The organism is Ignavibacteria bacterium, from assembly GCA_017303675.1.
Lineage (GTDB): Bacteria > Bacteroidota > Ignavibacteria > Tepidaquicellales > OLB5 > OLB5.
Genome location: JAFLBX010000002.1, coordinates 966,402 through 993,210 on the forward strand (window position 1 = coordinate 966,402; position 26,809 = coordinate 993,210).

Annotated in this window: 25 protein-coding genes and 1 tRNA gene; 14 read left to right on the top strand and 12 right to left on the bottom strand. The window is 37.5% G+C overall.

Features of this window, described 5'->3' with window-relative positions; genetic code table 11:
* Nucleotides 1-45: 45 nt before the first annotated feature.
* Nucleotides 46-2,460, bottom strand: a complete 2,415-nt coding sequence (locus J0M37_13885; protein MBN8586177.1) for a ComEC/Rec2 family competence protein — start codon at nucleotides 2,458-2,460, stop codon at nucleotides 46-48.
* A gap of 85 nt (nucleotides 2,461-2,545) precedes the next feature.
* On the opposite strand from J0M37_13885, the gene J0M37_13890 reads away from it, so the two are divergent.
* The 6 genes from J0M37_13890 to J0M37_13915 are packed head-to-tail and all read left to right on the top strand — an operon-like array spanning nucleotide 2,546 to nucleotide 6,241.
* Nucleotides 2,546-3,154, top strand: a complete 609-nt coding sequence (locus tag J0M37_13890; GenBank protein ID MBN8586178.1) for a GNAT family N-acetyltransferase — start codon at nucleotides 2,546-2,548, stop codon at nucleotides 3,152-3,154.
* A 17-nt stretch (nucleotides 3,155-3,171) separates the two neighbouring features.
* Entirely contained in the window at nucleotides 3,172-3,636 is a 465-nt protein-coding gene (locus J0M37_13895; protein MBN8586179.1) for a hypothetical protein, read from the top strand.
* 13 nt (nucleotides 3,637-3,649) lie between these two features.
* Complete coding sequence (locus J0M37_13900; GenBank protein ID MBN8586180.1) at nucleotides 3,650-4,090, top strand: DUF1572 family protein; 441 nt, start codon at nucleotides 3,650-3,652, stop codon at nucleotides 4,088-4,090.
* A gap of 9 nt (nucleotides 4,091-4,099) precedes the next feature.
* A complete protein-coding gene (locus tag J0M37_13905; protein MBN8586181.1) occupies nucleotides 4,100-5,392 on the top strand; it encodes an adenylate/guanylate cyclase domain-containing protein in 1,293 nt (430 codons plus the stop codon).
* Entirely contained in the window at nucleotides 5,377-5,763 is a 387-nt protein-coding gene (locus J0M37_13910; GenBank protein ID MBN8586182.1) for a hypothetical protein, read from the top strand. Before J0M37_13905 ends, J0M37_13910 begins: the two co-directional genes overlap by 16 nt.
* 7 nt (nucleotides 5,764-5,770) lie before the next feature.
* Nucleotides 5,771-6,241, top strand: coding sequence for a DinB family protein (locus J0M37_13915; GenBank protein MBN8586183.1), 471 nt, complete (start codon nucleotides 5,771-5,773; stop codon nucleotides 6,239-6,241).
* 198 nt (nucleotides 6,242-6,439) lie between these two features.
* Here J0M37_13915 and J0M37_13920 read toward each other — a convergent pair whose 3' ends face one another.
* Both J0M37_13920 and J0M37_13925 read right to left on the bottom strand, forming a co-directional pair.
* On the bottom strand, nucleotides 6,440-7,633 hold the full coding sequence (locus J0M37_13920; GenBank protein ID MBN8586184.1) for a hypothetical protein: 1,194 nt from the start codon (nucleotides 7,631-7,633) through the stop codon (nucleotides 6,440-6,442).
* A gap of 88 nt (nucleotides 7,634-7,721) precedes the next feature.
* Nucleotides 7,722-9,491 carry a PD40 domain-containing protein gene (locus J0M37_13925; GenBank protein MBN8586185.1) on the bottom strand — a complete coding sequence of 590 codons (1,770 nt, stop codon included), beginning with the start codon at nucleotides 9,489-9,491 and terminating at the stop codon, nucleotides 7,722-7,724.
* 258 nt (nucleotides 9,492-9,749) lie between these two features.
* On the opposite strand from J0M37_13925, the gene J0M37_13930 reads away from it, so the two are divergent.
* Together J0M37_13930 and J0M37_13935 are read left to right on the top strand one after the other, a co-directional pair.
* Nucleotides 9,750-11,183, top strand: coding sequence for an SBBP repeat-containing protein (locus J0M37_13930; protein ID MBN8586186.1), 1,434 nt, complete (start codon nucleotides 9,750-9,752; stop codon nucleotides 11,181-11,183).
* Nucleotides 11,184-11,203: 20 nt separating this feature from the next.
* Nucleotides 11,204-12,787, top strand: a complete 1,584-nt coding sequence (locus J0M37_13935; protein ID MBN8586187.1) for an SBBP repeat-containing protein — start codon at nucleotides 11,204-11,206, stop codon at nucleotides 12,785-12,787.
* A gap of 22 nt (nucleotides 12,788-12,809) precedes the next feature.
* On the opposite strand, the gene J0M37_13940 is transcribed toward J0M37_13935, so the two are convergent.
* Complete coding sequence (locus tag J0M37_13940; protein MBN8586188.1) at nucleotides 12,810-14,606, bottom strand: PD40 domain-containing protein; 1,797 nt, start codon at nucleotides 14,604-14,606, stop codon at nucleotides 12,810-12,812.
* 242 nt (nucleotides 14,607-14,848) lie between these two features.
* Here J0M37_13940 and J0M37_13945 point away from each other — a divergent pair, with 242 nt between their 5' ends.
* Nucleotides 14,849-15,649 carry a T9SS type A sorting domain-containing protein gene (locus tag J0M37_13945; GenBank protein MBN8586189.1) on the top strand — a complete coding sequence of 267 codons (801 nt, stop codon included), beginning with the start codon at nucleotides 14,849-14,851 and terminating at the stop codon, nucleotides 15,647-15,649.
* A gap of 50 nt (nucleotides 15,650-15,699) precedes the next feature.
* On the opposite strand, the gene J0M37_13950 is transcribed toward J0M37_13945, so the two are convergent.
* The 6 genes from J0M37_13950 to J0M37_13975 form a co-directional block, all read right to left on the bottom strand.
* Nucleotides 15,700-16,485: an RNA methyltransferase gene (locus tag J0M37_13950; protein MBN8586190.1), complete on the bottom strand. Its 786-nt coding sequence runs from the start codon at nucleotides 16,483-16,485 to the stop codon at nucleotides 15,700-15,702.
* Nucleotides 16,486-16,747: 262 nt separating this feature from the next.
* Nucleotides 16,748-17,380 (bottom strand): GTP cyclohydrolase I FolE, encoded by a 633-nt coding sequence (folE, locus tag J0M37_13955; GenBank protein ID MBN8586191.1) that lies wholly within the window; start codon nucleotides 17,378-17,380, stop codon nucleotides 16,748-16,750.
* 4 nt (nucleotides 17,381-17,384) lie between these two features.
* On the bottom strand, nucleotides 17,385-17,804 hold the full coding sequence (locus J0M37_13960) for a 6-carboxytetrahydropterin synthase (GenBank protein MBN8586192.1): 420 nt from the start codon (nucleotides 17,802-17,804) through the stop codon (nucleotides 17,385-17,387).
* Between the two features lies 1 nt (nucleotide 17,805).
* Nucleotides 17,806-18,678, bottom strand: a complete 873-nt coding sequence (locus J0M37_13965; protein ID MBN8586193.1) for a CDP-alcohol phosphatidyltransferase family protein — start codon at nucleotides 18,676-18,678, stop codon at nucleotides 17,806-17,808.
* Between the two features lie 4 nt (nucleotides 18,679-18,682).
* Nucleotides 18,683-19,300: a trimeric intracellular cation channel family protein gene (locus J0M37_13970; GenBank protein ID MBN8586194.1), complete on the bottom strand. Its 618-nt coding sequence runs from the start codon at nucleotides 19,298-19,300 to the stop codon at nucleotides 18,683-18,685.
* Between the two features lie 113 nt (nucleotides 19,301-19,413).
* A tRNA-Arg gene (locus J0M37_13975) sits at nucleotides 19,414-19,485 on the bottom strand.
* Nucleotides 19,486-19,617: 132 nt separating this feature from the next.
* Between J0M37_13975 and J0M37_13980 the strand changes: the two genes are divergently transcribed.
* Together J0M37_13980 and J0M37_13985 are read left to right on the top strand one after the other, a co-directional pair.
* Entirely contained in the window at nucleotides 19,618-20,337 is a 720-nt protein-coding gene (locus J0M37_13980) for a metallophosphoesterase (protein ID MBN8586195.1), read from the top strand.
* Nucleotides 20,334-21,389: a transglutaminase domain-containing protein gene (locus J0M37_13985; protein MBN8586196.1), complete on the top strand. Its 1,056-nt coding sequence runs from the start codon at nucleotides 20,334-20,336 to the stop codon at nucleotides 21,387-21,389. Before J0M37_13980 ends, J0M37_13985 begins: the two co-directional genes overlap by 4 nt.
* A gap of 69 nt (nucleotides 21,390-21,458) precedes the next feature.
* Here J0M37_13985 and J0M37_13990 read toward each other — a convergent pair whose 3' ends face one another.
* A complete protein-coding gene (locus tag J0M37_13990) occupies nucleotides 21,459-21,785 on the bottom strand; it encodes an MmcQ/YjbR family DNA-binding protein (protein MBN8586197.1) in 327 nt (108 codons plus the stop codon).
* A 98-nt stretch (nucleotides 21,786-21,883) separates the two neighbouring features.
* Nucleotides 21,884-22,366 carry a YqhA family protein gene (locus J0M37_13995; protein MBN8586198.1) on the bottom strand — a complete coding sequence of 161 codons (483 nt, stop codon included), beginning with the start codon at nucleotides 22,364-22,366 and terminating at the stop codon, nucleotides 21,884-21,886.
* Between the two features lie 264 nt (nucleotides 22,367-22,630).
* On the opposite strand from J0M37_13995, the gene J0M37_14000 reads away from it, so the two are divergent.
* The 3 genes from J0M37_14000 to J0M37_14010 all read left to right on the top strand — a co-directional run bounded on the left by J0M37_14000 (nucleotide 22,631) and on the right by J0M37_14010 (nucleotide 26,721).
* Nucleotides 22,631-24,796, top strand: a complete 2,166-nt coding sequence (locus J0M37_14000; GenBank protein ID MBN8586199.1) for a T9SS type A sorting domain-containing protein — start codon at nucleotides 22,631-22,633, stop codon at nucleotides 24,794-24,796.
* A gap of 116 nt (nucleotides 24,797-24,912) precedes the next feature.
* Complete coding sequence (locus J0M37_14005) at nucleotides 24,913-25,734, top strand: T9SS type A sorting domain-containing protein (GenBank protein ID MBN8586200.1); 822 nt, start codon at nucleotides 24,913-24,915, stop codon at nucleotides 25,732-25,734.
* A gap of 327 nt (nucleotides 25,735-26,061) precedes the next feature.
* Nucleotides 26,062-26,721 carry a T9SS type A sorting domain-containing protein gene (locus J0M37_14010; protein ID MBN8586201.1) on the top strand — a complete coding sequence of 220 codons (660 nt, stop codon included), beginning with the start codon at nucleotides 26,062-26,064 and terminating at the stop codon, nucleotides 26,719-26,721.
* Nucleotides 26,722-26,809 lie beyond the last annotated feature (88 nt).

Genomic DNA, 26,809 nt, shown 5'->3' on the forward strand with positions numbered 1-26,809 from the left:
CTTCGCTCGCAAATTCGCACCTTATATTACAGAAGAGAAAATGTTTTACTCCCACACTACCCTTCTTGTAAAATCACCATTAGTTCTCAGTATAACAGCGCCTGTTTTACCGGCATCGAGCACATTAAATCCATTTTCATATAGTGCTGCCTTAAATATTTCTGCATTAAGCCTTCTTCTTCCCGAAACAATTTCACCAATAATAATATATGCGGGATTAACATTTGCAATAAACTGCGGCGGTGTTGTTGTAAATGAACCCGAAGAAGCAACGCGAATTACCTGCGTATTTAGGTCCAGATCATTCAAATACACTGAATTGTAAATTATTTCTTCCGGCTTTACTGCATCGGTAAATACAAAGGACTGGTCGCCAAACAAAAACTGTGTCATCATTGTGCCGGCTTTATACAGGCTGTCATAATAAATATACAGCCTGAAGTTACCATTTTTATTTATGATCTTAGAACTGCTGATGTATTCAACAGCAGTATTTTTAAAATTACTATTAAAATATTTCGATTCAATTATATCTTTGTAATATACCGGGAGCATCATCTTCTTCACTTCTGTGTTCTGAACAAGGTACAGCAGGTTTCTGAACTCATCTTTATCCATTGAATTCATAATAAGAAGATCTATTTTACCACTGCCCCCAGCTTTTAAATACGGCAGTACAGTTCGTTGCGCTGAATTATATTTATCACTTGATGTCCCGGCATTTATCAATACAGTTGTTCCGCCCGGCATTTTTACAGCAGTACAGTTTGATGAGCCTGTATTCAGGAATGTTATTTCAGCTTCATTGGTCATAGCTGCTACATCTTTCCATACAGCAAAATTAATAATAAGCAGCAGGGAAACTGCCAAACGAATTATATAATTGCTTCTGTTTGCAGTCAAAACCAGGATCAATATTATATAATAAAATATCAGCATCATACCATCAACAAAATACGTTTGCACATATGCAATATCCAGCCCGGCACAGAATTCAATTAGCAAAAGCTGTATATACAGCAGCATCTGGTTCACAGCCCCGAAAACTGAACCAAGCCATCCTGATAACGGTGAAACAATCACCATTATAAACCCTAATGCCAGCGAAATATTTGAAAGCGGAATGGCAAACAAGTTTGATAACAGGGATATAACTGAAATTTTCTTAAACATAACAGCAGTTATGGGAAGTGTACCCAGCTGCGCTGCAAAAGTACCAAGGAATAATGCTGCTGCAGCTTTAAAAACCTTTACGGATAATTTATCACTGTTGAGCTCTTTGATCCATTTAATATTATTTAGCTTATTATTTAAAAACGGGTAAATAATTATTATGGAAAGCAATGCGGAAAATGAAAGTATAAAACCGGCATCAAAAAGCTGCCGGGGGTCTACAACTAAAATCAGCAACGCCGCAAATGAAAGTATATTATAGCTGTTTGGCCTGCGCCCTGCAATTTGCGCTATCAAAAAAACAGAAGCCATTATAACTGCGCGGACTATTGAAGGTGAATTGCCGGTCAGATCCATATAAAACAGCAAAGATGCGATAGTGATAAATATTTTATAATGCTGTTTAATTGGTATAAAGATAAGTATTGCCCAGATTATCAATGCAACATATGCTACATTCAGCCCTGAGACTGCGATAATATGCGCAACACCGGCATTTATAAAATTTTCTCTGGTCTCCCCTGAAATATTGCTTCTTTCACCAAGCAGCAGCCCTTTAAGATATTCAGCTTCCTGGCCGCTTAAATTCTCTTCAATTACTTCTAATGAATACTTTTTAACCGGTATTATCACATAAGTGTACCATGGATTTTGTGTTTCATTGCCTGTAAGTGTTATGCTTTCAAAGCCGTAAGCTGAAAATACTGCATCAACACCATGCATTTTCAGATACCTTCCATAGTCAAATTCTCCCGGGTTTCGCCTGCCCGGCAGCGGTTCGATCTTTCCTTTAAGCTCTACTATATCACCATAAGTAAACTCAGCCGCAGCTTCTTCGGTGAATTTGTTTTTATACACAGAAGCAAGCATATTTCCGGAAACAGATGAATCATTTACCGATATTAACTGTATTAAGAGCCTCATCCTGTCATCCTTCAATTCAGGCTGTTCTGCTACTATCCCTTTTACTACTGAATTCGGCTCTGTTTGCAATATCCTTGCAGAAATGTTGTTCTCACCGGTTTTGTAATACCTGAATTGAAACGATAATAATCCGAAAAGCATTAAAAGGAATAAACAGGAAAAAAGGAACAGCTCTCCTTTTTGCAATTTGGGGTAAAGCACTGCTATAAAAATACCTGCAGTAACAATAGCAGTTAGGAAAAACCACTCAGGCAAGAACGAGAGATCTACTTTCAGGTAATCACTGATTAATATTCCCAAAGCCATCGGGAAAACAGCAAGTGCTGCCGGGTATTTTCTGCTGAAGGTACTGAACATTTTCAAAGTTAATTATTTTTGTTTTAAGATTTAATCCTTCTCTGTAATCTGACCAAATAATTTAGTAATTTGCATTAATAATAAAAACAATATGAAACCAATAGTAACCGAAAGGCTTATAATCAGGGAATTCCGCCCCGCTGATCTTGGAGAAATTTACAGGATACTTGATGTTGAGCTGAAATTCAAGGATTCCAAGTTACAGGATTCATCAATAGCTCAGCGCAAAGAATGGCTTGAGTGGACGATACAGGGATATAAACAAAACCGCATGCTGCTCAATCCGCCCTACGGCGATCATGCGATAGTTCTAAAAGATTCGCTTCAGCTTATAGGAACATGCGGATTTGTTCCGGTTTTGGCTCCGCTTGGATTAGTTCCCTATTACCGTTATATAGCCGATGCAACTGAAAGCGACCGCAATTACCCCGAGGTCGGGATTTTTTTCGCTGTATCCTCACATTACCAGTGCAGGGGTTTTGCGCATGAAGCAGCATCAGGACTGATAAAATACGGCTTTGAAACTCTTAAGCTGCAAAGAATTGTGGGAATAACCAATATGTATAACAATCCATCACAGGCCGTATTAAAAAGGCTTGGGATGAAAATTGAGCTGCTGCCTGAGCATAAATGGATGCAGGTTGTAGGTATTGCAGAAAATAACGATGAATGGAAAGCTAATATCAAAAAAGCTGGTTAAGAAAAATTTTAAATTATATGAGTAAAATAAATTTTAACGGGAAAGAATACAACAGCCTAAACGAAATACCGGATGAGTTCAGGGTAATGTTCAAAGATGAGAACAATAACGGGATACCTGACTTTGTAGAAGGCTTGCTGAACGCAAATACAACAGGCAGCCAAAAACCATTGATAGCAAATTTTAATTCTTTCTTCTATAACGGTAAACAGTACAGCAGTATAGACCAAATGCCGCAGGAAGCCAGGGAAATGGTCAAAAAAGGACTTGGAAAACTTGAAAGCTCAGGGTTTGGAATGATGATGCCGGAAACAGGGAATGTTAATGTTGCTGCAGAGCAAACAACACATTCATTACCACACGGATTAAAAGAAGAAGCGCAGCAGGAGCTGCGGCCGGGTTTCAAATTCAGATTAATAATGACCTTTGTTATGCTGGTACTTGCTATTGTATATATAATTTGGCTATTAAAAATAATCTAATTTTTCTAATAAAATGAAATACATTACATCCCAGTACATGAAATACCTTGAAAATCTTGAAAAAGAAATATCACTTTATCATAACGAAATCGACTTATGGAAGCTGACCGGTGACCTTAAAAATACACCGGCAAATCTCGCTATGCATCTGTGCGGAAATCTAAAACATAATATTGGTGCTGTGATCGGCAAGAACGGGTATATCCGTGATCGTGACTTTGAGTTTTCTCAAACCGGCACCGGCAAAAAGGAAATACTTGCAGAGATCACAAGTACAGCTGAAATTGTTAAACAAGTGCTTGAATCACTTACACCCGAGCAATTATCTGAACAGTTCCCTGAAACATCTCACGGTGAAGACCAGACAGTTTATGATGCATTGATTAGGCTAGCCCTGCATCTGGGTTATCACACAGGGCAGATCAATTATCACAGAAGGATACTTACTAATTAAAATGAAATATTGATACAGGAAAGTTCTTTCAAAAAAGAATTTGAGTTTGAAAAAACTCTGAGTGAATACAAACGGGTAAAAATTATCTGTTACCTGCTTGGTATCGGTATGGTTATAAGTATAGCAAATAATTACCTGGATTTCCTTGACCTGCAGAGATTTTTCAAATATAAAACCTCAGGGTACGCAATAATTATCTGGGTATTTTTCTTCCTTAATTATGAGCTAATATTTCTTTTCCTGCTTAAAAGATATATAAGAGATAAGATCTCAATTCACGATACTCTTAAGCTTGTACATACGATAATAGAAATAGTCTTCCCAGGGATACTGATGTTCATGCTTACAATTATTGAAGAACGTGCAGTTTATCTTGATGCCCCGTATTTTCTTACCTATTTTCTTCTGATAGCTATTTCATCGCTTCAGCTTAATTTCCGGATAAGTTTTTTTCTTGGCATTGCAGCAGCACTGCAGTATTCAGCCTTAACTTACTATGTATATAATTATATAATCCCGGCACAGGATCTGAAAGCTCATATGCCGATAGCTTCATATTATGTAAGGGCTGTAATGATGCTCTTTACAGGAGCTGCTTCAGGAATGATAGCTTCGGAGATAAACAAACGTGTGCAGAACTCCTTCAGCCAGCTGATGGAAAAACAAAAAATTATCAACCTTTTCGGGCAGCAGGTATCACGTGAAATTGTTGATGAGCTGATACTCCGTAAAGATAACCTTGATATCAAAAGGGTTAATGCAACAATTATGTTCCTGGATATCAGGAATTTCAGCTCTTATGCTGAAACCAAAGACCCTGCTGAAATAATCCAGTTCCAGAATAATATTTTTGATCCGCTCATAGAAATAATTTCTAAACACAAAGGACTTGTAAACCAGTTCATGGGTGATGGTTTTATGGCTTCATTCGGCATTCCGCTGCAGATTGAAGACCACCGCCAGAATGCCTTCAATGCAGGGCTGGAAATAATTAATAAAATAAAGATACTTGCTGAAATGAATATCATACCCGTTACACGGGTTGGGATAGGCATTCATTCAGGCGAAGTAATTACAGGAAATATTGGTAATGATATACGCAAGCAGTATTCAATAGCCGGAACGACAGTAATTACAGCCGCCAGGCTTGAGCAGCTGAATAAGCAGTTCCAGACACAGTTTTTGGTATCACGGGATTTTCTTAACAGCATTAGTACAAACGGCCAGGCATCAGAATCGCTTGGCGAAGTTTCAATTAAAGGATTTGAAAAACCAATGGAGGTAATGTGCGTAAAAGTTTAATTTTATTCGTGATAGTTTTTGCTTATATCTGGGGATGCTCAGGCAGTGAGGATAAATACAGCCTGCTGGATAACAGCGACAGGAGTTCAATTGCAAAGATTTGCAAATGCATCGAGCCGTTGGAATTCTATAAACAAAAAATGTCCGAAGGTTCTGATACTGCGCAAAAGAGAATGTACATGGATACTTTCCAATTAAAAGCAGCTGAACTTTACCCTTGCATTGAAGAATTTGAAAAACTTGAAGTAAAATTCGAAACAGGTGAAAAATACCGGGAGCAGTTTATCGCCTATGTAAAGGATAAACATCCTTACTGCTCTAAGTTTATGATAGGTCTGGGTCCAAATGATTCAGTAAACAATAAGAAATAATTATTTTATGAATGTTCTCTATAATTCTGTAAACCGAATAAACTCATATTTGCAGGAAATTCCTGAAAAAATAAATAAAATTCAGGAAGGTGAATTTACATACAAGAAGTCACCTAAGAAATGGTCGAAAAAAGAAATTTTCGGGCATTTGTGTGATTCTGCAGTAAATAATTTAAGCCGGTTTGTACGCGCACAATTTGAAACTGAGCCATTCCTGATAGTACCCTATGCACAGGATGATTGGGTTAGGGTTAATTACTACAATGATATGGATACCGGTGAACTTCTGAATTACTGGATCACTCTCAACAGGCAGATAGTACGGGTAATTTCAAATATTCCCGAATCAAAGCTCGCGGTGAAAATTGAGCTGGGCAACGCAGCATTCCGCGAAGATTCAACCGATAAAACACTGCTGTGGCTGATAGAGGATTACGTTGTTCATATGGAGTATCACCTGAAGCAGATAGTTGAATAAAAATGTCATACCCGCGAAGGCGGGTATCCAGACTATTATTTCAGTAAATACAAAAACTCAGGAATTATGACTATAGCAAATAAGTTTTTTATAACCTTCTCTTTTTTGAAATAGTTGTAAGGAGTTTCTGCTTATCTTAATGAAGAAGTCACATTCTATAAAATTATCGTATTTCAAAGATCCACTTTTCAGCTTAAATCAATTACTAGATACCCGCCTTCGCGGGTATGACAAGCAACCTATAAATACACCAATCGTACCGGCAAGCATTCCGCAAGATAAAGCAAACATATACATTGCATAATTGGAAATACCGGATATCTTAAACCAAATCACCAAAGCAGGATAAAAGAGCAGCACCTCACTCAGTAGAAACGAAGCTAGGAATGTGTAGATTCCATACTTAAACCATATACCATTGGCATTAATAAAATCTGACCCTGCAATCCATCCCAGCATACCCGCAGAAATTACCCCAAGCATAACAAGGTGAATGAATCCTATAGTCACTTCCCTGCTTAAAAAAGCGGCATCACCAATATTCGGTAAAGCTGAAACCAGCTGCAGCAGATATTTTACAAACAGTGCGAAAAAACTGAAACGGAACAATAACTGAACAACACTGCTTTCTTTATGGAATACCATTATTTCATTTGCAAATAAAAGCTTATACAGGTATCGCAGTCCGGCAAGCTGAACAAATGCACTTAATACTGCAATCCAGTAGATATAAGCAGGTAATTTGAATCCTAACAGCGAAAGCGTATAAGCAGCAACATTGGAATAGAAGAGGAAATTGAACGCTGCCGAAGAGGTTTTCTCATTGAACTTTGCGCCTTTGTTTTCATAATACTTAAGCCATAAACCAATGAGGGCGAATATAAACCATCCGTTATACTGAAAGTGCAGGTAAAAATAAATTATCTGTTTGTAGAGATCAGTACCGGCGGAACCCTGCAGCATTACTGCAACCAATCCCCACGGACCCAGTGATGAAAGGAAAAGAAAAAATAAAGCTCCGTATATGAATTTTAATGATAGAGTTTCAGTCTTTACGGAAGCCAGGTCCTTAAGTACAAAGACTATAAAAAAATAAGAGCAGAAAATATGCAGAGTTGAAAATGTAATTGAATACGCTGCATATCCCTGCCATGCAAATGTGAAAAGCATACCAAGTATTGATACCTGCGTTACCCAAAACAAAATATTATACTTTTTCTGCTTCAGGGGATCTTTTATGTATGAATGTACTATCGCAATGTAAAGCGCATTATAAAGCCAGCCAAGTATTGCAAAATGTGAGTGTGAGTGCAGGGTATTATCATAGTTCAGAAGTTCAACCGGAAATACGAACTTTAACCGGAGAAATGTACCTATTGCTGCAACAAGCACAAAGTAAAAAAGCGAAAGTTTTATTTTATTATTGAATTCGAAAGTATTAATTATTAATTCTCCTTTTTAAAAGGGGGATATAAACACATCAATTCAGGACCTTCATTTCAACTCTGCGGTTTTTGGCAGCGCCTTCCTCTGTTGAGTTATCAGCCACCGGCACGGTTTCGCCATAGCCCTTTGCTATCAGCCGGGCGGGATCAATCCCTGCGCCTGCCAAAAATGCAACCACACTTTCAGCCCTTTTTTGTGACAGCGAAAGGTTATAATCGTCACTGCCTTTGCTGTCCGTGTGAGCTGAAATTTCTATTTTAACTGTTGGATTATCATTAAGGAATTTTACAACTCTATCCAGCTCTATAGATGAGCCTGGCTGCAGGTCTGATCTATCAAAATCGAAGTAAATATTATTCAATACTATTGAAGTATTTAGAAGTGACATCACAGACTGCATAACTATATCAACTGTAAGCTCACCAAACTCATTCTGGCCGGTTAGATCAATATTATTGCTTATGGAATAATACCCCTGCCGTTCAGCAAAATAGCTGTAACTTGCTCCGTTTGGTAAAGTTATAATATAATTCCCTGTTTCAGGGTCGCTTGTAAGCTCACCCGCATTGAAATTCGAACCCAGGTCATACCACAATAGCCTTGCATCAAGCGGCTTTGAATTTTCATCAGTAATCCTGCCTTTAATTGTGAGCACATTTTTCTCAGGCATAGCCTCCTTCGGAAGGCTTACACGGTAAATATCGTAGCCTCCTTTGCCGCCTTCACGGTCACTTGAAAAATATGCGAACTTTCCATCGGTGGATATCTTATATGCTACATCGTAGCCGGGAGTGTTGATCTCCTTCCCTAAATTTACAGGTTCGCTCCACACTTGCCATGATGTATCGCTAAGCCTCACGGTTTTGAATACATCCAGGCTGCCAAGCCCGTAATGCCCGTCACTTGAAAAATAGAGCGTCTTGCCATCCGGATGCAGAAACGGCGAGCGCTCTGCAAATGGAGTATTTACAATTTCACCAACATTCACAGGTTTTCCCCAGCCTGAATCATTTTTAACAGAAACATAAATATCTGTATTCCCTTCATACTCACCATGGTAAAACTGGCCGCCTTTCACAAACTCACCTACCCCGCCGGGCCTATCACTGGTAAAGAAAAACGCTTTGCCGTCAGCGGTTAAAAATCCGTCACACTCCCAATACTGCGAATTGAGGAGCTTGGGGAAAGGCTTTATTGCTGACCAGCCTGTGGAGGTTTTCTGCACATAAAAATTATCGCCGCCGCCTATGAATCCTTTATATGAGCCAAAGAGCACCATCGTATTGCCATCGGCTGAGACGCTGTTTACAGCGTCATTTTCATTTGTACTGAAAGGCGCACCGAGATTTTTAGGCTTTATCCATGTATCGCTAATAAGCTGTGAATAGTAAATATCTTCACCGCCTTTTTTGCCTTCGGCAAATGTGAAATACATAAAAGAACCATCAATTGATAGTACCGGGAAGTATTCGCTTTTTTTTGTGTTAACAGTTTCAATGTTCGTTACCGTGAGCCCCTCTTCCATAGCGCCTAAGAGAGCAATGATATTATCAGTGCGGTCAAATTGTTCTATAAATCTATCGCGGTATTCAAGGAATACTTTCATAGCGCTGTTATAATCCCCGGCTTCTATAAACGGCTTTGCAAGCCGCTGCACAGCTACAAATGCGTCTTCTGAAGGAGCGGTAAAAAGTATGTATTGCCTGAGCTCTTCGGGGGATGTTATGGTTTCCAGGTCACGCTGTGCAAATAAAGCACTAACTGCAAAGAATAGAAGAATTAATATTATTCCTGAAAATTTCATATTTACAAATTTAACATATAATGGTCAAAAAGAATTTCACTAAAACGGGTAATACTATCCAAAAGTGACATTTCATTTTAAAAAGCAGCTTAAATACAACATTAAATTCTGCATCAGTTAGTCAATAAATTTATCAACTATTGAGCAATTTACGTTAGAATTGCGAAATTGACTTTTTGACTTGATTTTTATTAACTTTCTTTTAGATTTTTTCTAAAAAGAGAATTCATTGTATTCCTAGAGGGAGGTTTATCAATAATGAAGTACTTTATAAAAAGTATTTTTATATTTACGATTTTTGTAATTGTTAGCACAAAACAAATTTATGCACAAGTAACGCAAGAATGGGTTAAGAGATTTTCACTTCAAACAGACGCTGGCGACACCGCATATTCAATAGCAGTCGATGGTTCTGGATACGTCTATGTAGCCGGCATTGTTTGGAGAAATGAGGACGATGCTTCATTTAGCTACTTATATGACTACGGAACAATTAAGTATGAACCAGATGGCGATTATTATTGGACAGGGCAAACTGCCCCTGGACATAGATTATATAATAATTCACCCACAGATGATGGTATTGATGCTGCTTATTCAATTGTAGTTGACGGATCAGGAAACATTTATGTAACGGGCAGAAGTTATGGCAGTACTTCAACATCATTTGATTATGCAACTGTTAAATATAATTCAACAGGCGAAAAACAATGGGCTTCACGCTATAACGGGCCGGAAAGCAGTGATGACGTGGCGGTTTCTGTTGTATTAGATGGTTCTGGAAACGTATATGTAACTGGGCGCAGCATTGACAAAAACTATGATATAGCAACAGTAAAATACAATTCTTCCGGCACTCAGCAGTGGGTTGCCAGGTATAACGGAAGTGGTGATGATGACGATGCCGCGGAGTCAATGGTAATAGATGGTTCTGCTAATATATACGTTACAGGTTACTGCACTGGTAGTTCAACAGGTAAAGATTATGTTATAATCATATACAATTCTTCCGGGACTCAACAATGGGTTGCGACTTATAATGGCGTCGGAAGTGGTGAAGATATTGCACACACCATTAAAGTAGATGGCAGTGGTAACGTATATGTTACAGGCAGAAGTAAACAATATGCTTCAACTGATTTTGCTTACGCAACTGTAAAATATAATTCCTCCGGAACCCAACAATGGGCTGCGATATATAACGGGAATGGATACGATTGGGACGAAGCATACTCACTTGCTGTTGATGGCTCAGGGAATGTATTCGTTACTGGAAAGAGTGAAGGACCAGCAAGTTTTACAAGCACATATTTTGATTATGCAACAATTAAATATAATTCCTCTGGGTCTCAGCAGTGGGAAGCAAGATATAATGGTCCCGGTAGCGATAACGACGAAGCATATGCCCTAGTAATTGATGGAAGCAGTAATGTCTATATTACTGGAAGAAGCAAAGGCAACGGAACAGACTTTGATTATGCTACAATTAAATATAACTCTTCAGGTACCCAACAATGGATTGCAAGATATGATAATGATTACAATGATGAGGCGTATGCAATTACTATAGATAATTCAGGAAATGTATATGTTACAGGCGGCAGTTATGAAACTGGAATTGAATTTGACTGGGCTACAATTAAATATTCACAGAATGGTGATTTTATTCCTCAAACTCCGGTAACACATTAATGGAATATTTATAATAGAATATGAAGAATATTATATATTACATTTTCATTATGACTTTAAATATTTTATTACAAAATATTCAAAGTCAAGTAACGCAATCATGGGTTCAAAGGTTTAACAATACTATAAACGGCTGGGACGAACCGAGAGACATTGCCATTGATAAGTTAGGAGACATTTATGTAACTGGCTATAGTTTTATTAATTTAACCGAACGGTATTATTATACTATAAAATATAATTCTACTGGTGTTCAACAGTGGGCAAAAAGCTATAATGTAGGATATGGCTCAGCTTTTGCAATCACTCTGGATGATTCCGCAAATGTTTATATAACAGGTGATAATACAAATGGCATAATTACAATTAAATATACAACAACAGGCATCGAACAATGGGCAGCTCAGTATAACGGTCCGGATATCGACAACGCAAGAGAAATAGCAGTTGATAAAGAAGGCAATGTTTATGTCACTGGTTGGAGTTGGAACGACAGCACTTATTTTGATTATATAACAATAAAGTATAACAAATTAGGTCATCAACAGTGGGCTGTACTGTATAATAGTATTACGAATTCTTATGACCAGGCACGCGCTTTAACAGTTGATAACTCAGGAAACGTGTATATTACAGGTTCAAGCGAAGGTAGCGGCATTATAACAATAAAATATAGTTCAGCGGGTAATCAAATATGGTTGGCTAATTATTTTGGCGGTATTGGTTATGATATTGAATTAGACAAATATAATAATGTTTATTTAGCAGGATACACCGGCAGTGCCGGTAATCACAATTACATCACTATAAAATATGATTCTTCGGGTAACTTGCAATGGGCAAAAACTTATGATGGTTCAGGCGGAGATGACGTTTCTCAATGGATGTCATTAGATTCAACCGGCAGCGTTTATGTAACAGGTTACAGTTATGGGGGGGCTGCAACACGAAATGATTTTGCAACCATAAAATATAACTCAGCCGGGATTCAACAATGGGTTGCAAGATATAACGGACCGGGAAGCAGTCATGATTTTGTACGAAATGTTGCATTAGATAGGGCAGGCGATGTTTACATTACAGGCTACGCTTATGTTCCTGCTGGCGGGACATTTGATTTTGCAACTGTAAAATATAACGGTATAACAGGTAATCAGCAATGGGTAGTGTTATATAACGGCACAGGAGATAGCAGCGATTACGGCTGGGCTCTTGATGTTGATAGTATGAATAATGTGTATGTTACCGGAGCGAGCTTTGGCAATGGTACAGGCAGAGATTTTGCGACAGTTAAATATTCACAAACAATAGGTATCCAGCAAATTTCAAATCAAATTCCGACAGAATACAGATTAGAGCAAAATTATCCGAATCCGTTCAATCCGGTAACGAAGATCAGGTTTTCAATTCCATCGGCAGAATTTGTTAAGCTCTTTATATATGACGCGCTTGGCAGGGAAATATCAACTGTGGTAAATGAAAGACTGATGCCTGGCATCTATGAAACCGAGTGGAATTCTGTTAATATGGGAAGCGGTGTTTACTTCTATAGTCTAAAAACTAATGGTTTTTCACAAACAAAAAAGATGATGGTAATTAAATAACATTATTATCTATCAATATCCATTATTTCCGCAGGCGGAATTCAACCCTGCGGTTGAGGGCTCTGCCCTCTTCTGTATCATTTGGCGCAACGGGCTGTGATTCACCAAATCCCTGTGATATGATATTTGCGGGATTAATACCAATACTTACCAGGTAACTTACAACTGAAGCTGCGCGTTTATCAGAAAGCTCTTTGTTAAAATGGTCGCTGCCAATATCATCAGTATGTGCGTTGATTTCAACCATTACTTCGGGGTTTGCATGCATGAACCTGTACAGCAGGTTCAATGCTTCATGTGATTCATCCTTTAGTTCAAACTTACCGGAATCAAAAAATATATTTTCTATCTTAATAGCTTTACCTGAATTTTTAAGCTCTTCAACTGATATTACGCTCATATTGGTATTTATCTGCTCAAAAGCTTTGGCTGCTGTAAGATCAAGGTAGTTTACAATTGAATAGAACCCTTTAACATCGGCGTAATACGCGTAATACCTGCCTGTCGGCAGGGCGATAAAATATTCGCCGGTAACCGGATCGGTTTTTGCAACGCCAACTTCTTTTTTTAGCTCTACATCTTCCCATTTAATTGTGGCTTCCACGGGATTCCCGTTTTCATCAAGCACTTTACCGTTAATTGTAACCACATCGCTTACCGGCTGCACTTCTTCGGGAAGCTCGACGTAATAAATATCCTCTTCGCCAAAACCCATATCGTTAACTGTGGAAAAATACGCGCGTTTGCCGTCAGTGGAAATTTTAAATCCCCAGTCCTCATTGGGAGTGTTTATTTCTTTCCCAAGATTTACAGGTTCGCTCCAGTGTGTCCACGATGAATCGTTTAACCGTACCGATTTAAACACATCGCTTTTGCCAAGCCCGGGATGCCCGTCACTTGAAAAGTAGAGGGTTTTGCCATCGGGATGAAGAAATGGTGTTCGTTCAGTATATGGTGTATTTATAAAATCACCAAGATTTATAGCGGTTTTGCTCCACGAACCGTCAGGCTCTTTTAAAACTACATACAGGTCAGTATTCCCCCAGTACATACCGTGGTAATAGTCGCCCTTGGGTTTATAGTCACCCACTCCTCCGGGCCTTTCACTGCTGAACAATATCGCCTTACCGTCAGCAGTAAGGTACGCATCGGCATCCCACCATTTGGAATTTATCGGTTCGGGGTATTGCTGAACTTCTGAGTAGCCTGATTTTGTTTTGACGGAGTAAAAGTTATCACCCCTGCCAAGCGCGTTCAGGTAATTGCCGAAAAGTACCAGGGTATTTCCATCGGCGGAAATGCTGTTTATATATTCATTGCTTTCTGTGTTGATACTGCCAATAAGAGGTTTAGCAATTATCCAGCGGTTATTAACTTCCTGTGAAATGAAAATATCTTCTCCGCCAATATTATCTTCCCTGTCACGCCCTGTGAAGTAGATCCTTTTTCCGTCAGGTGAAATCACGGGACTGTATTCACGGCCAAGAGAATTTATATTGCCGCCCATATTATAAAGCTTAATATTTTTCGCGGTATCGTTGATGATCGAAATTATTTTATCAATACGGTCTGCCAGACCAAGGAACTTTGATTTATGGTCTTCGTAAACTTTTACAGCCTTAACCCAGTCATGTTTATATAATGAAGGAGCGGCAAGGTATTGAAGAGCAATGAATGCGTCTTCACTTGGCGCGTAAAGCTTTACGATATTTGCGTAATATTCCGGTGATTCGCCTTCATCAACCTGGATCTTCTGTGAAAAAATATTTAAAGGGATTAACAGGAAAAATATTATTGCTGCTGATAAATATTTATGCATGCCGTTTTTAAACGGCGTTAATTTGAAAAAGCTAATATTTTCAATTAGTGATAGAATAGCTTTTTGTGCAAGTATTAATATATACTGGCACAAATTATCTAATTTTTTGGAAATTAGCAAGATTATTCTAACGGTAAAGAGTTAACCGGAATTTTATATATCATTTTTATACATTGAAATAAGCAGATTGTAAAATTATGTTATTAACGCTTCATAATTGAAATATAATAATTACTTCAAATATGAAATTTATTAAATACACATATTCTGTTATTATACTTTTAATATCTATAAATTCTTACGCCCAGAATCCAGTATATAATCAATGCAGAAACGGTCTTTTTATACTTATTCCGAATAACGGAACAATGCGTGACAGTATACTGATTTCTTTGCCTGCACTTTCATTTATTGCAGATATAAACATAACTATTGATACACTGATTCATACCTGGGTAAGTGATCTTTCTATTTACCTGAGAAAAGATACTGCCGGAGTTAAATTATTTAACAGAACAGGCGGTTCAGGAGATAATTTCATAGGAACAATTTTTAATGATTCAGCAGCAATTTCGATAGGTAATGCTAATGCTCCTTTTACCGGACAATTTAAACCACATAACCCTCTTTCTGTTTTTAATGGATCCTTTAATGCGAGCGGTTACTGGTCACTATACATTTCAGATACTGCAACTGGTGATACCGGTTTTTTGAAAGCATGGTGTCTATCTATCAGTTATTATATATATATGGGCGGTATAAATACAGTTGAAATCCCCAACACTTACAGATTATACCAAAACTACCCTAATCCATTCAATCCTGTTACAAAGATTAAATATGGATTGCCGGAAAATGGATATGTTAAATTAACAGTTTATAATGATCTTGGAGAAGAAATAATTGTTCTGCAGGATGGATACAAAACAGCAAATACTTATGAAGCTGAATTCAACGCATCTGATCTGCCAAGCGGTGTGTATTATTATAAAATGGAAGCGAAAGGATTTATAGATTCAAAAAAGATGGTTATTGTAAAATAGGTGAATTGGTGAGTAGGTAAGTTGGTGAGTAGTAATTAAATTATAAATGTCTATATATCCGGAGAAAGATGTTTAAACTCATATAAAGCTATTCCTGCAGAAATTGCTACATTAAGAGATTCACTTTTTGAGTATCCTTCAATTTTCAACTTCTCAAATCCTGATTCAATTATTTCTTTTGATATACCGTGAGCTTCGCTGCCAAACACGATCACAGATTTATCAGATTTCGCTGATTGAGTGATCTGCGATAATGAACTTTCTGCATCAAGTGTAAACAGGTAAACTGAATACCCTTTTGATTCAAGTTTCTTCAGCTCAACTGCAAGTTCAGCATCTTCAGTAATATTGGTATGGAATATCCCGCCCTGCGTTGAACGTATAACTTTGGGATTATAAGGGTCAGCACACTCCTTGCTGAGTATAATATTTTTTACACCGAACCAATAAGCTGTGCGTATAATTGTTCCCAGATTTCCCGGGTCACTGACCCTGTCAAGTGCAATGACAAGTTCACCATTTGCAATGCCGCCTCTTGTTTTAGGATGGGCAACAACTCCAACAATTCCCTGTGAGCTTTCAGTATCGGTAAGTTTGTTAAATGACTTCTCAGGCAGCGGTTCAACAATGGTTTTATTAGTGGCAAGCTTTTCCAAAATTGCAGTATGTCCCTGCAGGTCAACCCCTTCACGCAGTATTATATATTCAAGCTCATGAGGTGAGTTAAGGCATTCTTCAATTAAATGGAAGCCTTCAATGAGATATTTGCCGTGTTCTTCGCGGTATTTTTTCTGCTTCAGTGAAGCGAATTGTTTTATTTGGTTGGCGGTTAGCAATTTGTTGGATTACGTTAGTTTTGTTGTTGATCAAAAAGAACAACAACGGGTGAATTAAAATATAAGTAAAATAACTTCACCTTTGTTTATACGACAAATCTTAGATTATCGTCTGGATTCTTCGCTCGCTTCGCTCACTCAGAATGACAAAAATTTTAGAAGTTAGTTTTCTTTTGCTTCTCTTTGGAGTGCATCAACTATGTTGATGCGAGCACTGAACTGCTGACGCAGTCAGGCGCAGTCAGCGCAATCCATGAAAGGCTTACTTACCTATGAGTTTCAGGAATTCGGTCCTGGTTTTTTCATCTGATTTAAATCTGCCAAGCATTGCTGAGGCTGTTGCGACGGAATTCTGTTTTTCCACACCGCGCATCATCATGCACAGATGGGAAGCTTCAGTAACTACGGCTACTCCTTTAGGCTCAAGCACTTTGTTTATCATATCGCCTATTTCCCTAGTCATACGTTCCTGAACCTGGAGCCTGCGGCTGAACATTTCTACCATCCTTGGCAGCTTGCTTAACCCTACAATTTTTCCGTTGGGTATATATGCAATATGGCATTTACCGAAAAACGGCAGAAGGTGATGCTCGCACAGGCTGTAGAAATCGATATCCTTAACAATAACCATTTCATCGTAATGCTCATTAAACACTGCATTGTTCAGCAGCTTTTCAATATCTTCGCTGTATCCTTTTGTAAGGAATTTATATGCCTTCGCAACGCGGTTAGGCGTACGCAGCAATCCTTCGCGCTTCGGGTCTTCGCCAATTTCAGCAAGGATGTTTACAACACTTTCTTCAAGCTTTTTAATTGATTCATCGTTATAATTCACACTTATGATATTATTATCATCATCCTGTGTGATGCCGTTATTTTTCTTTTTATCAGTCATAATTTTATGATTTTTTTCCTTTGTATTCCACTGAGTTGTTAATTGTTTCCTTTATTTTCACTGAATACAATTTTCTGCCGGGAGAGTTGATTTTACCTTCGATCTGTTCCCATATAGCTACAGCAATATTTTCTGTTGAAGGGAGCACGCCCTTCATAAAATCAACATCCAGGTTCAGATTTTTGTGGTCAACTTTGTTTATTATCTCCTTTTCAACTAGGAGCTTTAATTCTGTGAGGTCCATAACATACCCAATTTCGGGATCGACTTCACCTGCAACTGTTACATCCATTTCATAATTGTGCCCGTGCCCGTTCGGATTTGAGCACTTACCGTACTTTTTCAGGTTTTCTTCATCGCTCAAAGCAGGGTTATAAACACTGTGCGAAGCGCTGAAATGGAACTTGCGTGTAATATAAAGCAATTTAATTTTTTGTTTTTAAGTTATTTAAAGCAGATCTGTAATGATATACAACGCTTAAAATTAGCAATAAGTTCATCAATATTAAATTCACAAATATATAATAATCATATCTGCCGGTGATTGCCGCTATACAGATGAGGAAAATATGAGTTCCTATTGAAAGTGAGCTTGCAAATGTTAAAAACGGCTTATTTTCATACCAGATTTTTTTGGTTTCTGCATTTTGCGGCAGCCTGTTCAGCAAATAAATATCAAGCTTATAAAACAGCAGGTCCTGCCAGCCATAAATAACCTGAAATACCCTTTGCAGGAAAGTTGTCCAGCTATCCTGCAATGCAATATCTTCATCTGTGATATTTTCCAGTAGCCTGTTCTGAGTTCCTTTGCCTGAAGAGCGGGTAAACGAAACCTGGTAGTAAATGAAGTATGAACAATGCAGCATAGAAAATATCATAGCTACAAAGCCTGCGGCAAATGCAAGGTATGAGCCCCAGAGCAGATGCAGGTTGTATGATACAGCCGCAAAGCTGGTGAGTGTTACAATAAAATCAGAAATAGAATCATAGAACCGTCCGCGGCGTGAATCAAGTCCTTTGGCCCTGGCAAGTGAACCATCAACTTTATCGAGCACATTTTTATAGAACAGAAGGAAGGCTCCCCCGACAGCATAATATTTGCCGGGTATTACGAAAAGTACTGAAGCTGTTAAGCCAAAAACCATTGATAAAAAAATAACCTGGTGAGGAGTGACCTTTGTATAATAAAAAAATTTGGTGATCTGTTTTGAAGTGATAAACAGGTATTGCTGCAGGTTTACAAATGTATTTCCCGGGTCAGTCTTAAGGGTTTTTTCGTATGAAAATTTATTTTTCATAAGGTCAAAACTTAAGCTGAATATTATACTTTATTGATATTACCCTCAGCACAAATGCTGCTGAAATTGAGCTCAATAAAGCTACAAGCGAAGATTCAGGAAAATAATTCAGCAGAATCACAAAAACCAGCGCTCCGATAAAAGAACATGTTGCGTATAATTGCGATTGTTTAAAAAATACAGGCACTTCATTGCATATAACATCACGCATAACTCCCCCGAAAACACCGGTTATTACTCCAATTAGTACTGCATTGAACCAAAACACACCAGCGCTGAGCGCATAGCTTGTGCCAACGGCACTGAAAAGTCCAAGCCCCAATGCATCAAGCAAACCAAGTGATAAAAGCACAGGCTTTGAAAAACTAACAGACTTCCTTAATACAAAAACAGATATTACGGCAAGGGCGAGGATCATTACAGGGTAATTATAGTTTTCCATCCAGAAAAGCGGGTAACGGTTGATAAGAACATCACGCAGCGTTCCCCCGCCGAATGCAGTTACCATTGCTACGGAATATGTGCCGATAATATCCATTTGTTTTCTGCGGGCTTCTATTATACCCGTTATAGCAAATGCAAATATTCCGAGGATCTCAATGGTTTTTAGTAATGCGTCCATTTGGCAATGAGCAATTAATAATGAACAATGAGCAATATTGGAAGAAGAAATTTAAAGCACTCAAATCAAAAAATAATTACACTTTACTCATTACTAATTATTACTTGAAGTTGTACTCCCGGAAGGACTCGAACCCTCACCGGCAGGACCGGAACCTGACGTGCTATCCATTACACTACGGGAGCAGATTATAATTAACTGCAAATTTACATAAAACTTAACAATGATGAAGTATTAAAATATCCACCATTTAATTGTGGAATTAAATTCATTGTTAAATGTTACCATGTATTATAAATTGTATAAAATTATCTTGCATGAAAAAAACAGCATTTATTACAGATATTCACTTCGGTGAAAAAGAAGTAAAAGATCTTGGCGTTAACCAGGTTAAGAACTGGAACAGGATACTGGAAGATATACGCAAAAGGGGTGATATGGATGAGATCATTTTTGGAGGTGATATTGGCAGCGCCGGTTCACATAAAATGTTTTTTGAATCCCTTAACAACACAGGAATAAATTTCAGATTTATCCTAGGTAACCATGATAATTTCAGGGAAGTATCAGCTAACTTTAAAATTAATTCTGAAAACACAGGCGAGCTGTATTATCATTTCGATGAAGGCGGATACCGGTTCATTTTTCTGGATACATCAACATCCGCTTTCAGCCGTGAACAATTCAATTGGTTAAAGGGCAAGCTTTCGGCTTCACACAGGCTTGTAATTTTTATTCACCACCCAGTACTCCATGTGGATTCAGTTGTGAATAAGCTGTATTCACTGGGTGGACGTGATGAACTGAAAGAATTATTACATTCAGTTGTAAATGAGGTCACTGTATTTTGCGGACATCTACACAATGAAGATAAAGCTGCTGAAGGGAATATCACTCAGTATTTGACACCATCGGCAGCATACCAGGCATTAAAACACACCGAAGAAATTATTACAGATATTAATGAATTCGGTTACCGTATCATAGAATTTACTGACAAAATAAACACCGAAACTATCATATTTAAGCTTAGTTGAAAAATTTATTTAAATATATAGTAATAAGCTTCCTGTTAATTATTTTTACAGGCTGCGCCAAAAAACAGGATGAACTTACCGATACTCATAACAGCAAACGTCTGCGCGATGCTGTTGTTGGCTATATGTCTGAGCCGATGTTCCGCAATAAAGATTTTGTTCAGCAGATAACGGGCACAGAAGCTGACCTTAAGCTGTATGACCTGGATGAAAAAACGCTTTACTTTGTAATAAATAAAAGTGATTTTGACAGCAGCACTACTTTAAATAAGCTTACCATAGATAAAAATTCAGTTGATTTCGGGTTCGAGCAGAACGGTGATGTTTTTCTTGGAGCATATACATTAAAAGGCACAAACAGGCATTTGTTCAGAATACCTAAAAATGATTTTAAGCCTGATAGCTCCCGCAGTGTAACTGTAAAATTCAAAGACGGCATAGTTTATACTCAGTCAATTATAGAGCTGGCAGATTTTGCAGATGACTCAACCGTTTACGGCGGCAATACCGGGGTTGAAACCAGAAAAAATAAATACATGGCTAATCATGGTGCGTTTATTGCTGTTAATGGAGAGCCAAGCTTAAATAGATTTATTAAGCTGATAGTAAATGAAAGTGATAATACCGAAACCAAAGCGCAAAAGCTGCTTGATTTTGTTACCAATGAAATAAATTTCAGCCAAACCGAGGCTCAAGGCGGATATGAGATACTAAAGCGGCCCAATGAAGTACTTATGACGGGTGTATCAGACTGCAGCGGGCTGACAATACTTTACGCATCTTTGCTTGAACAGGCAGGAATAAACTACAGGCTGGTATATTTCCCGGGACATATTGCCGTAGCAGTTGAAGGTAACTTTCCGAACAGAAATAACCTGCAAATAAAGTATGAAGATGTAATTTACAATATTGCTGAAGTAACTGTAAAAGGATTTACAATCGGCGAAACAGTTTTATTGAATAAGAATGTTACAGAGGAGATCACATACATTCAGAAACCGGGGAAAGATTCAAAAATAATAAATTACAAAACCGGTAAGCCTCTGGAGTAGATATAATAATAGTTAATAAATTAATTTTCTTAGTTCTAAAAACACACCCCGGGCTAAAGCCCTCCCCTCTCAAGAGGGGAATTCAATTTCCGCTTTAACTTTTTTCGGTAATTTTTCATAAACAAGCTCATAAGAGGTTTTGATAAGAGCTTTCAGCTCAGCAGGCTTAAGCCTGCAGTTTCTTTTTACAGCTATCCATTTGGCTTTGGCAAGATATGGAGCCGGCACTATTCCTTCTGTTTCAATTAGCTCCTCAAAAACTTCCGGTTCGGCTTTTACCGACATCAGATTTTCCGATGTGTTATCAAGTGCAGTAATAACAAATATCTTACCCCCTACTTTGAACAGCAGATGATCTTTCCACTGCACTTCTTCTGTTGCGCCTCTGAAGCTCATACAATATTCCCGAAGCCAATCAGTATTCATATAAAACTGCTAAATGATAATTATTACTTGAACATAGTTATTTGCTATTTGTTATTTGATATTTGTTATTAATGCCCTTTTCCATTTGCATGGTTTGATTTATGTGTAAGGTAAATTGAAACAGCAATCAGCAGTATTCCGATACTCAGATAAAGCAGGTTAATCATTTCTGTGTAATGGAAATTTATAGCATACTTAAAGAAAGTTACTATCAGAACCATTATAACAACTTTAGCAATTTTTTCTTTCAGTGCGTCAAGATCATGTATAACAAGTACCTTTGAAGATGTTTCGTCGTTTTCAGCAATATCAATTTTACTTATAAAGAGCTCATATAATCCAATGCCAAATATAAGGAACACAGTTCCTATAAGGTAATAATCAATTGCGCCAACAAGATGCGATACTGTATTTTTGCCAAATTCCTCATAAGCTTCCGGACTGCTGAACGCATGAGTGAATTCACCAAGAACACCTATAACTTCGATCGTACCCATTACAATCATAATTAACGCAGAAATAATTGCTGATAATACCGCGAAAAAGACCATATAACGGCTTTTCCAGAGTAATTTTTCTATAAACTGTATCAATTTTACACCTTCAATTTCTTAAAAAAACAGTGATTTTAACATAATTAAGGCAAAGATAACGATTTTATTTAATTTATGAAATTTATTAGACCAAATATCTAAATTTTAGTAACTAAATCAGTTAGAATGTTTATTTTTAACCTATTGCTTAAATAAAAATCTTTACATATTTTTACGGATTATTGAATAATATTATTAATATTTAACACTAAGAAAGAAAAAATGAAGAAACTATTAACAGTTTTCTTAGGGCTTATTATGTTCGCAGTAAGCTCCTATTCACAAACAGGTTTTAATTCAGTTCATTCAAAAGATGGCAGCTTTGTTATCGCAGCAGGCGATGGCGGCGCTATTTTCATCTCTTACGATGGAGGCGCAAATTTCGGTTCATACCCTAATGCAGGTGTAATAAATTTTAACGGAGTTCAGTCACTTAACCAGAAAGTCTGGCTTGTTGGTGATGCCGGAGCTGTTCAGGTAAGTACTAACGGCGGCGCAACTTATACAAACTACGGTATAGGCGGCGGCGATCTGAATTCAGTTTACTTTGTAGATGAAAATACAGGTTACGCAGTTGGCGCAGGCGGAAGAGTTGTAAAATCAGTTAATGGCGGAGCAACATGGACACCACAGACAAGCGGAACAGCTAACAATCTTAATGGTGTTAAATTCACAACCGCTTCAAACGGATATGCCTGCGGAGATAACGGTACAGTTATATATACTTTAAACGGAGGCTCAACATGGCAAAGCTACACAACAGGAACAACTAAAAATCTTCTTTCAATTGATGCAGTATCACCTACTGTTGTTGCAACAGCAGCAGACGGATTGATAGCGGTTTACAATGGCTCAGTATGGTCGATAAAAGATTATAAAAGCGTTATTAAGCCTGATGTTAGAGGCGTTTCAATGATATCAGCTACTACATGGTTCACTTGCGGCGGCGGCGGATTTGTTAATTTTACCACTGATGCAGGAACAACCAGGACATACCAGGAAAACCCGATGCAGGGAAAGTTAAGTGATATATTCTTTTTTAACTCTTCAAACGGATGGGCAGTAGCCAATGATAATAAAGCAATTTTAAGGACTTCAAACGGCGGTGCAAGCTGGCAGTTCCAGAGCGGTGTTACTGTTAGCAGGTCTTTTGTAAGAAAAGTAAACACAAGCGGAAATATCGGCAATCCTTTCTGCCTGCACCCGCAAAATAAAAATGGTGTATTCATTCTTTCCGGTACAGTATTAAGAAGAAGCCTTGACAGAGGCGAAACATGGACAACATTAAACGGTGCAGTTCCGGGCGGTTCATGCCACTCATTCTTTGTAAACACTGCTGATACAAACCTGATGATCGCTTCAATGGGTTCATCCGGCGGCAGGGTTATTGTAAGCACAGATTACGGCACAACGTGGCAAAATTCAATTAACCCTATCAACTTAACATCTTATGGTATGCCTATGGAAGTTGACCCTAACTCACCGAATACAGTTTACCTGGCTCCCGATAACGCCCCGTTAAGAGTATCAACAAACTGGGGTTCAACCTGGACTCTCTTAAGCGGCGGAGAAGCCGGCGGCACATTCAGAAGTCCATGTGATGTTATTATTCAGTATGAAAATCCGAATGTAATTTTAATAGGTGACGGCACAACAGGTTCAGGTTCAGGCAAAGTTTGGAAATCGACCAATACCGGGCTTAACTGGTCATTAATTAACACTGTAACAGGTTCAGAGATCCCGATGATGGCAAATACATCACTTGACCTCAATTTATTCTATCATTCAACCTGGTCATCAGGCAGTTTCTGGAAAAGCCAGAATATGGGTTCTGCATTTACAAATCTGAACCAGACAGGCGCTCTTTGGGCTACTGATGTTTCAAAAGATGACCCTACCGCAGTTACATTCAACACATACAGCGGAAGCACAACATATTTTTCATTAACATCAGGTTCATCATTTACTACACTTTCAACAACAAGCTCACCTGCAGCAGGTGTAGTGTTTTTAGATAAATCGAACCTGCTTTACCAGCAGGGCAGCGGTGTTGATAAAATGGTTATTACATATAATGTAACACCTGTTGTATCCAACGGTCAGATATCTTCTGAGGTACCGGCAGCATTCGGTTTATCACAGAACTATCCTAACCCGTTCAACCCAACAACACAGATAAAATATGATATAGCTAAAGCATCATATGTTTCTATCAAGGTTTTCGATGTTTTAGGAAACGAAGTTGCAGCAGTGTTTAACGGAAATCTGGCAGCAGGAAAATATTCCGCTGATTTCAATGCATCAAACCTGGCAACCGGTATTTACTTCTATTCATTATTGGTTGACGGACAGAAAATTGATACAAAGAAAATGATTCTTGTAAAATAATATTAACATATATTTAGGTACAAACCCCGTTTAAACAATTTAAACGGGGTTTATTATTTTTCAAAATATGCGTAAATTAGTATAAATTCAGTATAATTCACATCAATAATATTACAATGAAATTCAATTACAGAAAATTATTTTTACCTATAACAGCTTTATTTATTATTAGTATGTTTGCTTATTCTTTCAACTGGTTTCCTTGGGGATATACCGGAACTACCAGGAAAGACAATGTAAACCTGGGCTGCGTATGTCATGGTGATACCGCTACTTCATCAGTTACAGTACAAATTATTGGTCCGGATAGTGTACCGGCAGGACAAACTGCATTATTCAGGCTTAAGCTGTCTGGAGGTCCTGCAGTAAAAGGCGGATTAAATGTTGCTTCCCAATTCGGAAGGTTGGACACAGTTGGAGGAACAGGAACATTAATTGACACTGTTATATGGGAAATTACTCATTCTGAGCCTAAACTCTTCAGTTCGGATACTGTTTCATGGATTTTCAAATACAAAGCTCCATTAACTATTGGGGTTGATACTCTATTTGGAACAGCAAATAGTGTAAATGATACATTAGGGTCAGAGGGCGATAACTGGAACTGGAGCCCTAATAAACAAGTAAGAGTTTACAATCCGATAGGAATAGTTAATATCAGCAGCATAGCAAAAGATTTTTCGCTTTCGCAGAACTATCCAAACCCGTTCAACCCTGTAACCCAGATAAACTTTACTGTTGCAAAAACCTCTGATGTTAAGATCAGGATATTTGATATTATCGGTAACGAAATTTCTGTTATAGTAAATCAGACTATGACACCGGGAGAATACAGGGTAGATTTCAACGGCTCACAGCTGGCAAGCGGCACTTATTTCTATTCTTTAAGCGCTGATGGCAAAACAGTATCAACAAAAAAGATGTTGATGATAAAATAATGGCTGCTGTTTTATAAGAAATCCCGCTCAGCGGGATTGAAGATCATCTAATGATTACTAAAAAATCACCAAACATCAATTGTTGTAAAAGTATTCACAAAATACCATTATTACCTTATAAAATTATTAAGTTGTATTAGTTTATAGTATTTAGAAAATATTTAACAAAAACATAAGACCGGTTATCATTACCGGTCTTTTTTTATGGTTGCATAATAAAAAAAAAAAAAAACGATATTTTCGTAAACTTAATTAACCCTTTTAGGGAGGAGGTCAAATAATATAAAAAATTAAATTCACCTTTTAATAACATAAACAAAAAATAAAATGAAAAAATCACTTAGCTTTTTCATATTCTTAATTATTTTTTTGTCAACATCCTACTCAACTTCTCAAACTTGTTTAACAATTACAATTTATCATCCCGGATGCACTACTAATGTAGGAGCTAACAAGGAAATTAGATTTACAAGATACTCTCCTTCATTTGATAGCTTTTCATTGTATACTAATTCAAATGGAGAAATTTATTATTGTTTTGATCCCGACGATGTTACATACTTTGTAGAGTTTCCTGCACTAGATTGCAATGAAAGCTGCGAAATTTATTTTGTACCTAAAAATATAGGTAATTTCAAACTTGTTTACGGTTGTTATCCAAATTGCAGTTGTGATAATGACGATCAATCTAACTACAAATCAAATTACCAGAATATTATAATTGATAAATTCGAGTTGTATCAGAATTATCCAAATCCTTTTAATCCTATTACGAAAATTTCATTTAATTTACCGAAAGATGATTATGTTAGTTTATCAATTTATGATCTATCTGGTAAACTAGTTAAGAATGTTTACTCCGGATATATTTCTGCAGGTTTAAATGCTTTCGAATTTGATGCTGCGGATTACCCGAGTGGAATTTATATATATAGATTAACAACTACTTATTTCGATAAATCAAATAAAATGGTGTTAATTAAATAATAATTTACAAATTAAGCAGAAGTAATTAATCATAATTGCTTCTGCAATTCTTTATTTAACTAAAAATTCTTTACTAAATCTTCCCACC

Bases quoted from the DNA above. Each gene is read 5' to 3' on its own strand.
- J0M37_13900 (MBN8586180.1), top strand. From the start codon at position 3,650: ATGAAATACATTACATCCCAGTACATGAAATACCTTGAAAATCTTGAA.
- J0M37_14000 (MBN8586199.1), top strand. From the start codon at position 22,631: ATGAAGAAACTATTAACAGTTTTCTTAGGGCTTATTATGTTCGCAGTA.
- J0M37_13935 (MBN8586187.1), top strand. From the start codon at position 11,204: ATGAAGAATATTATATATTACATTTTCATTATGACTTTAAATATTTTA.
- J0M37_13995 (MBN8586198.1), bottom strand. From the start codon at position 22,366: ATGGTCTTTTTCGCGGTATTATCAGCAATTATTTCTGCGTTAATTATG.
- J0M37_13890 (MBN8586178.1), top strand. From the start codon at position 2,546: ATGAAACCAATAGTAACCGAAAGGCTTATAATCAGGGAATTCCGCCCC.
- J0M37_13915 (MBN8586183.1), top strand. From the start codon at position 5,771: ATGAATGTTCTCTATAATTCTGTAAACCGAATAAACTCATATTTGCAG.
- J0M37_13895 (MBN8586179.1), top strand. From the start codon at position 3,172: ATGAGTAAAATAAATTTTAACGGGAAAGAATACAACAGCCTAAACGAA.
- J0M37_13945 (MBN8586189.1), top strand. From the start codon at position 14,849: ATGAAATTTATTAAATACACATATTCTGTTATTATACTTTTAATATCT.
- J0M37_13990 (MBN8586197.1), bottom strand. From the start codon at position 21,785: ATGAGCTTCAGAGGCGCAACAGAAGAAGTGCAGTGGAAAGATCATCTG.
- J0M37_13980 (MBN8586195.1), top strand. From the start codon at position 19,618: ATGAAAAAAACAGCATTTATTACAGATATTCACTTCGGTGAAAAAGAA.
- J0M37_13925 (MBN8586185.1), bottom strand. From the start codon at position 9,491: ATGAAATTTTCAGGAATAATATTAATTCTTCTATTCTTTGCAGTTAGT.
- J0M37_14010 (MBN8586201.1), top strand. From the start codon at position 26,062: ATGAAAAAATCACTTAGCTTTTTCATATTCTTAATTATTTTTTTGTCA.
- J0M37_13940 (MBN8586188.1), bottom strand. From the start codon at position 14,606: ATGCATAAATATTTATCAGCAGCAATAATATTTTTCCTGTTAATCCCT.
- J0M37_13970 (MBN8586194.1), bottom strand. From the start codon at position 19,300: ATGGACGCATTACTAAAAACCATTGAGATCCTCGGAATATTTGCATTT.
- J0M37_14005 (MBN8586200.1), top strand. From the start codon at position 24,913: ATGAAATTCAATTACAGAAAATTATTTTTACCTATAACAGCTTTATTT.
- folE (MBN8586191.1), bottom strand. From the start codon at position 17,380: ATGACTGATAAAAAGAAAAATAACGGCATCACACAGGATGATGATAAT.
- J0M37_13965 (MBN8586193.1), bottom strand. From the start codon at position 18,678: ATGAAAAATAAATTTTCATACGAAAAAACCCTTAAGACTGACCCGGGA.
- J0M37_13930 (MBN8586186.1), top strand. From the start codon at position 9,750: ATGAAGTACTTTATAAAAAGTATTTTTATATTTACGATTTTTGTAATT.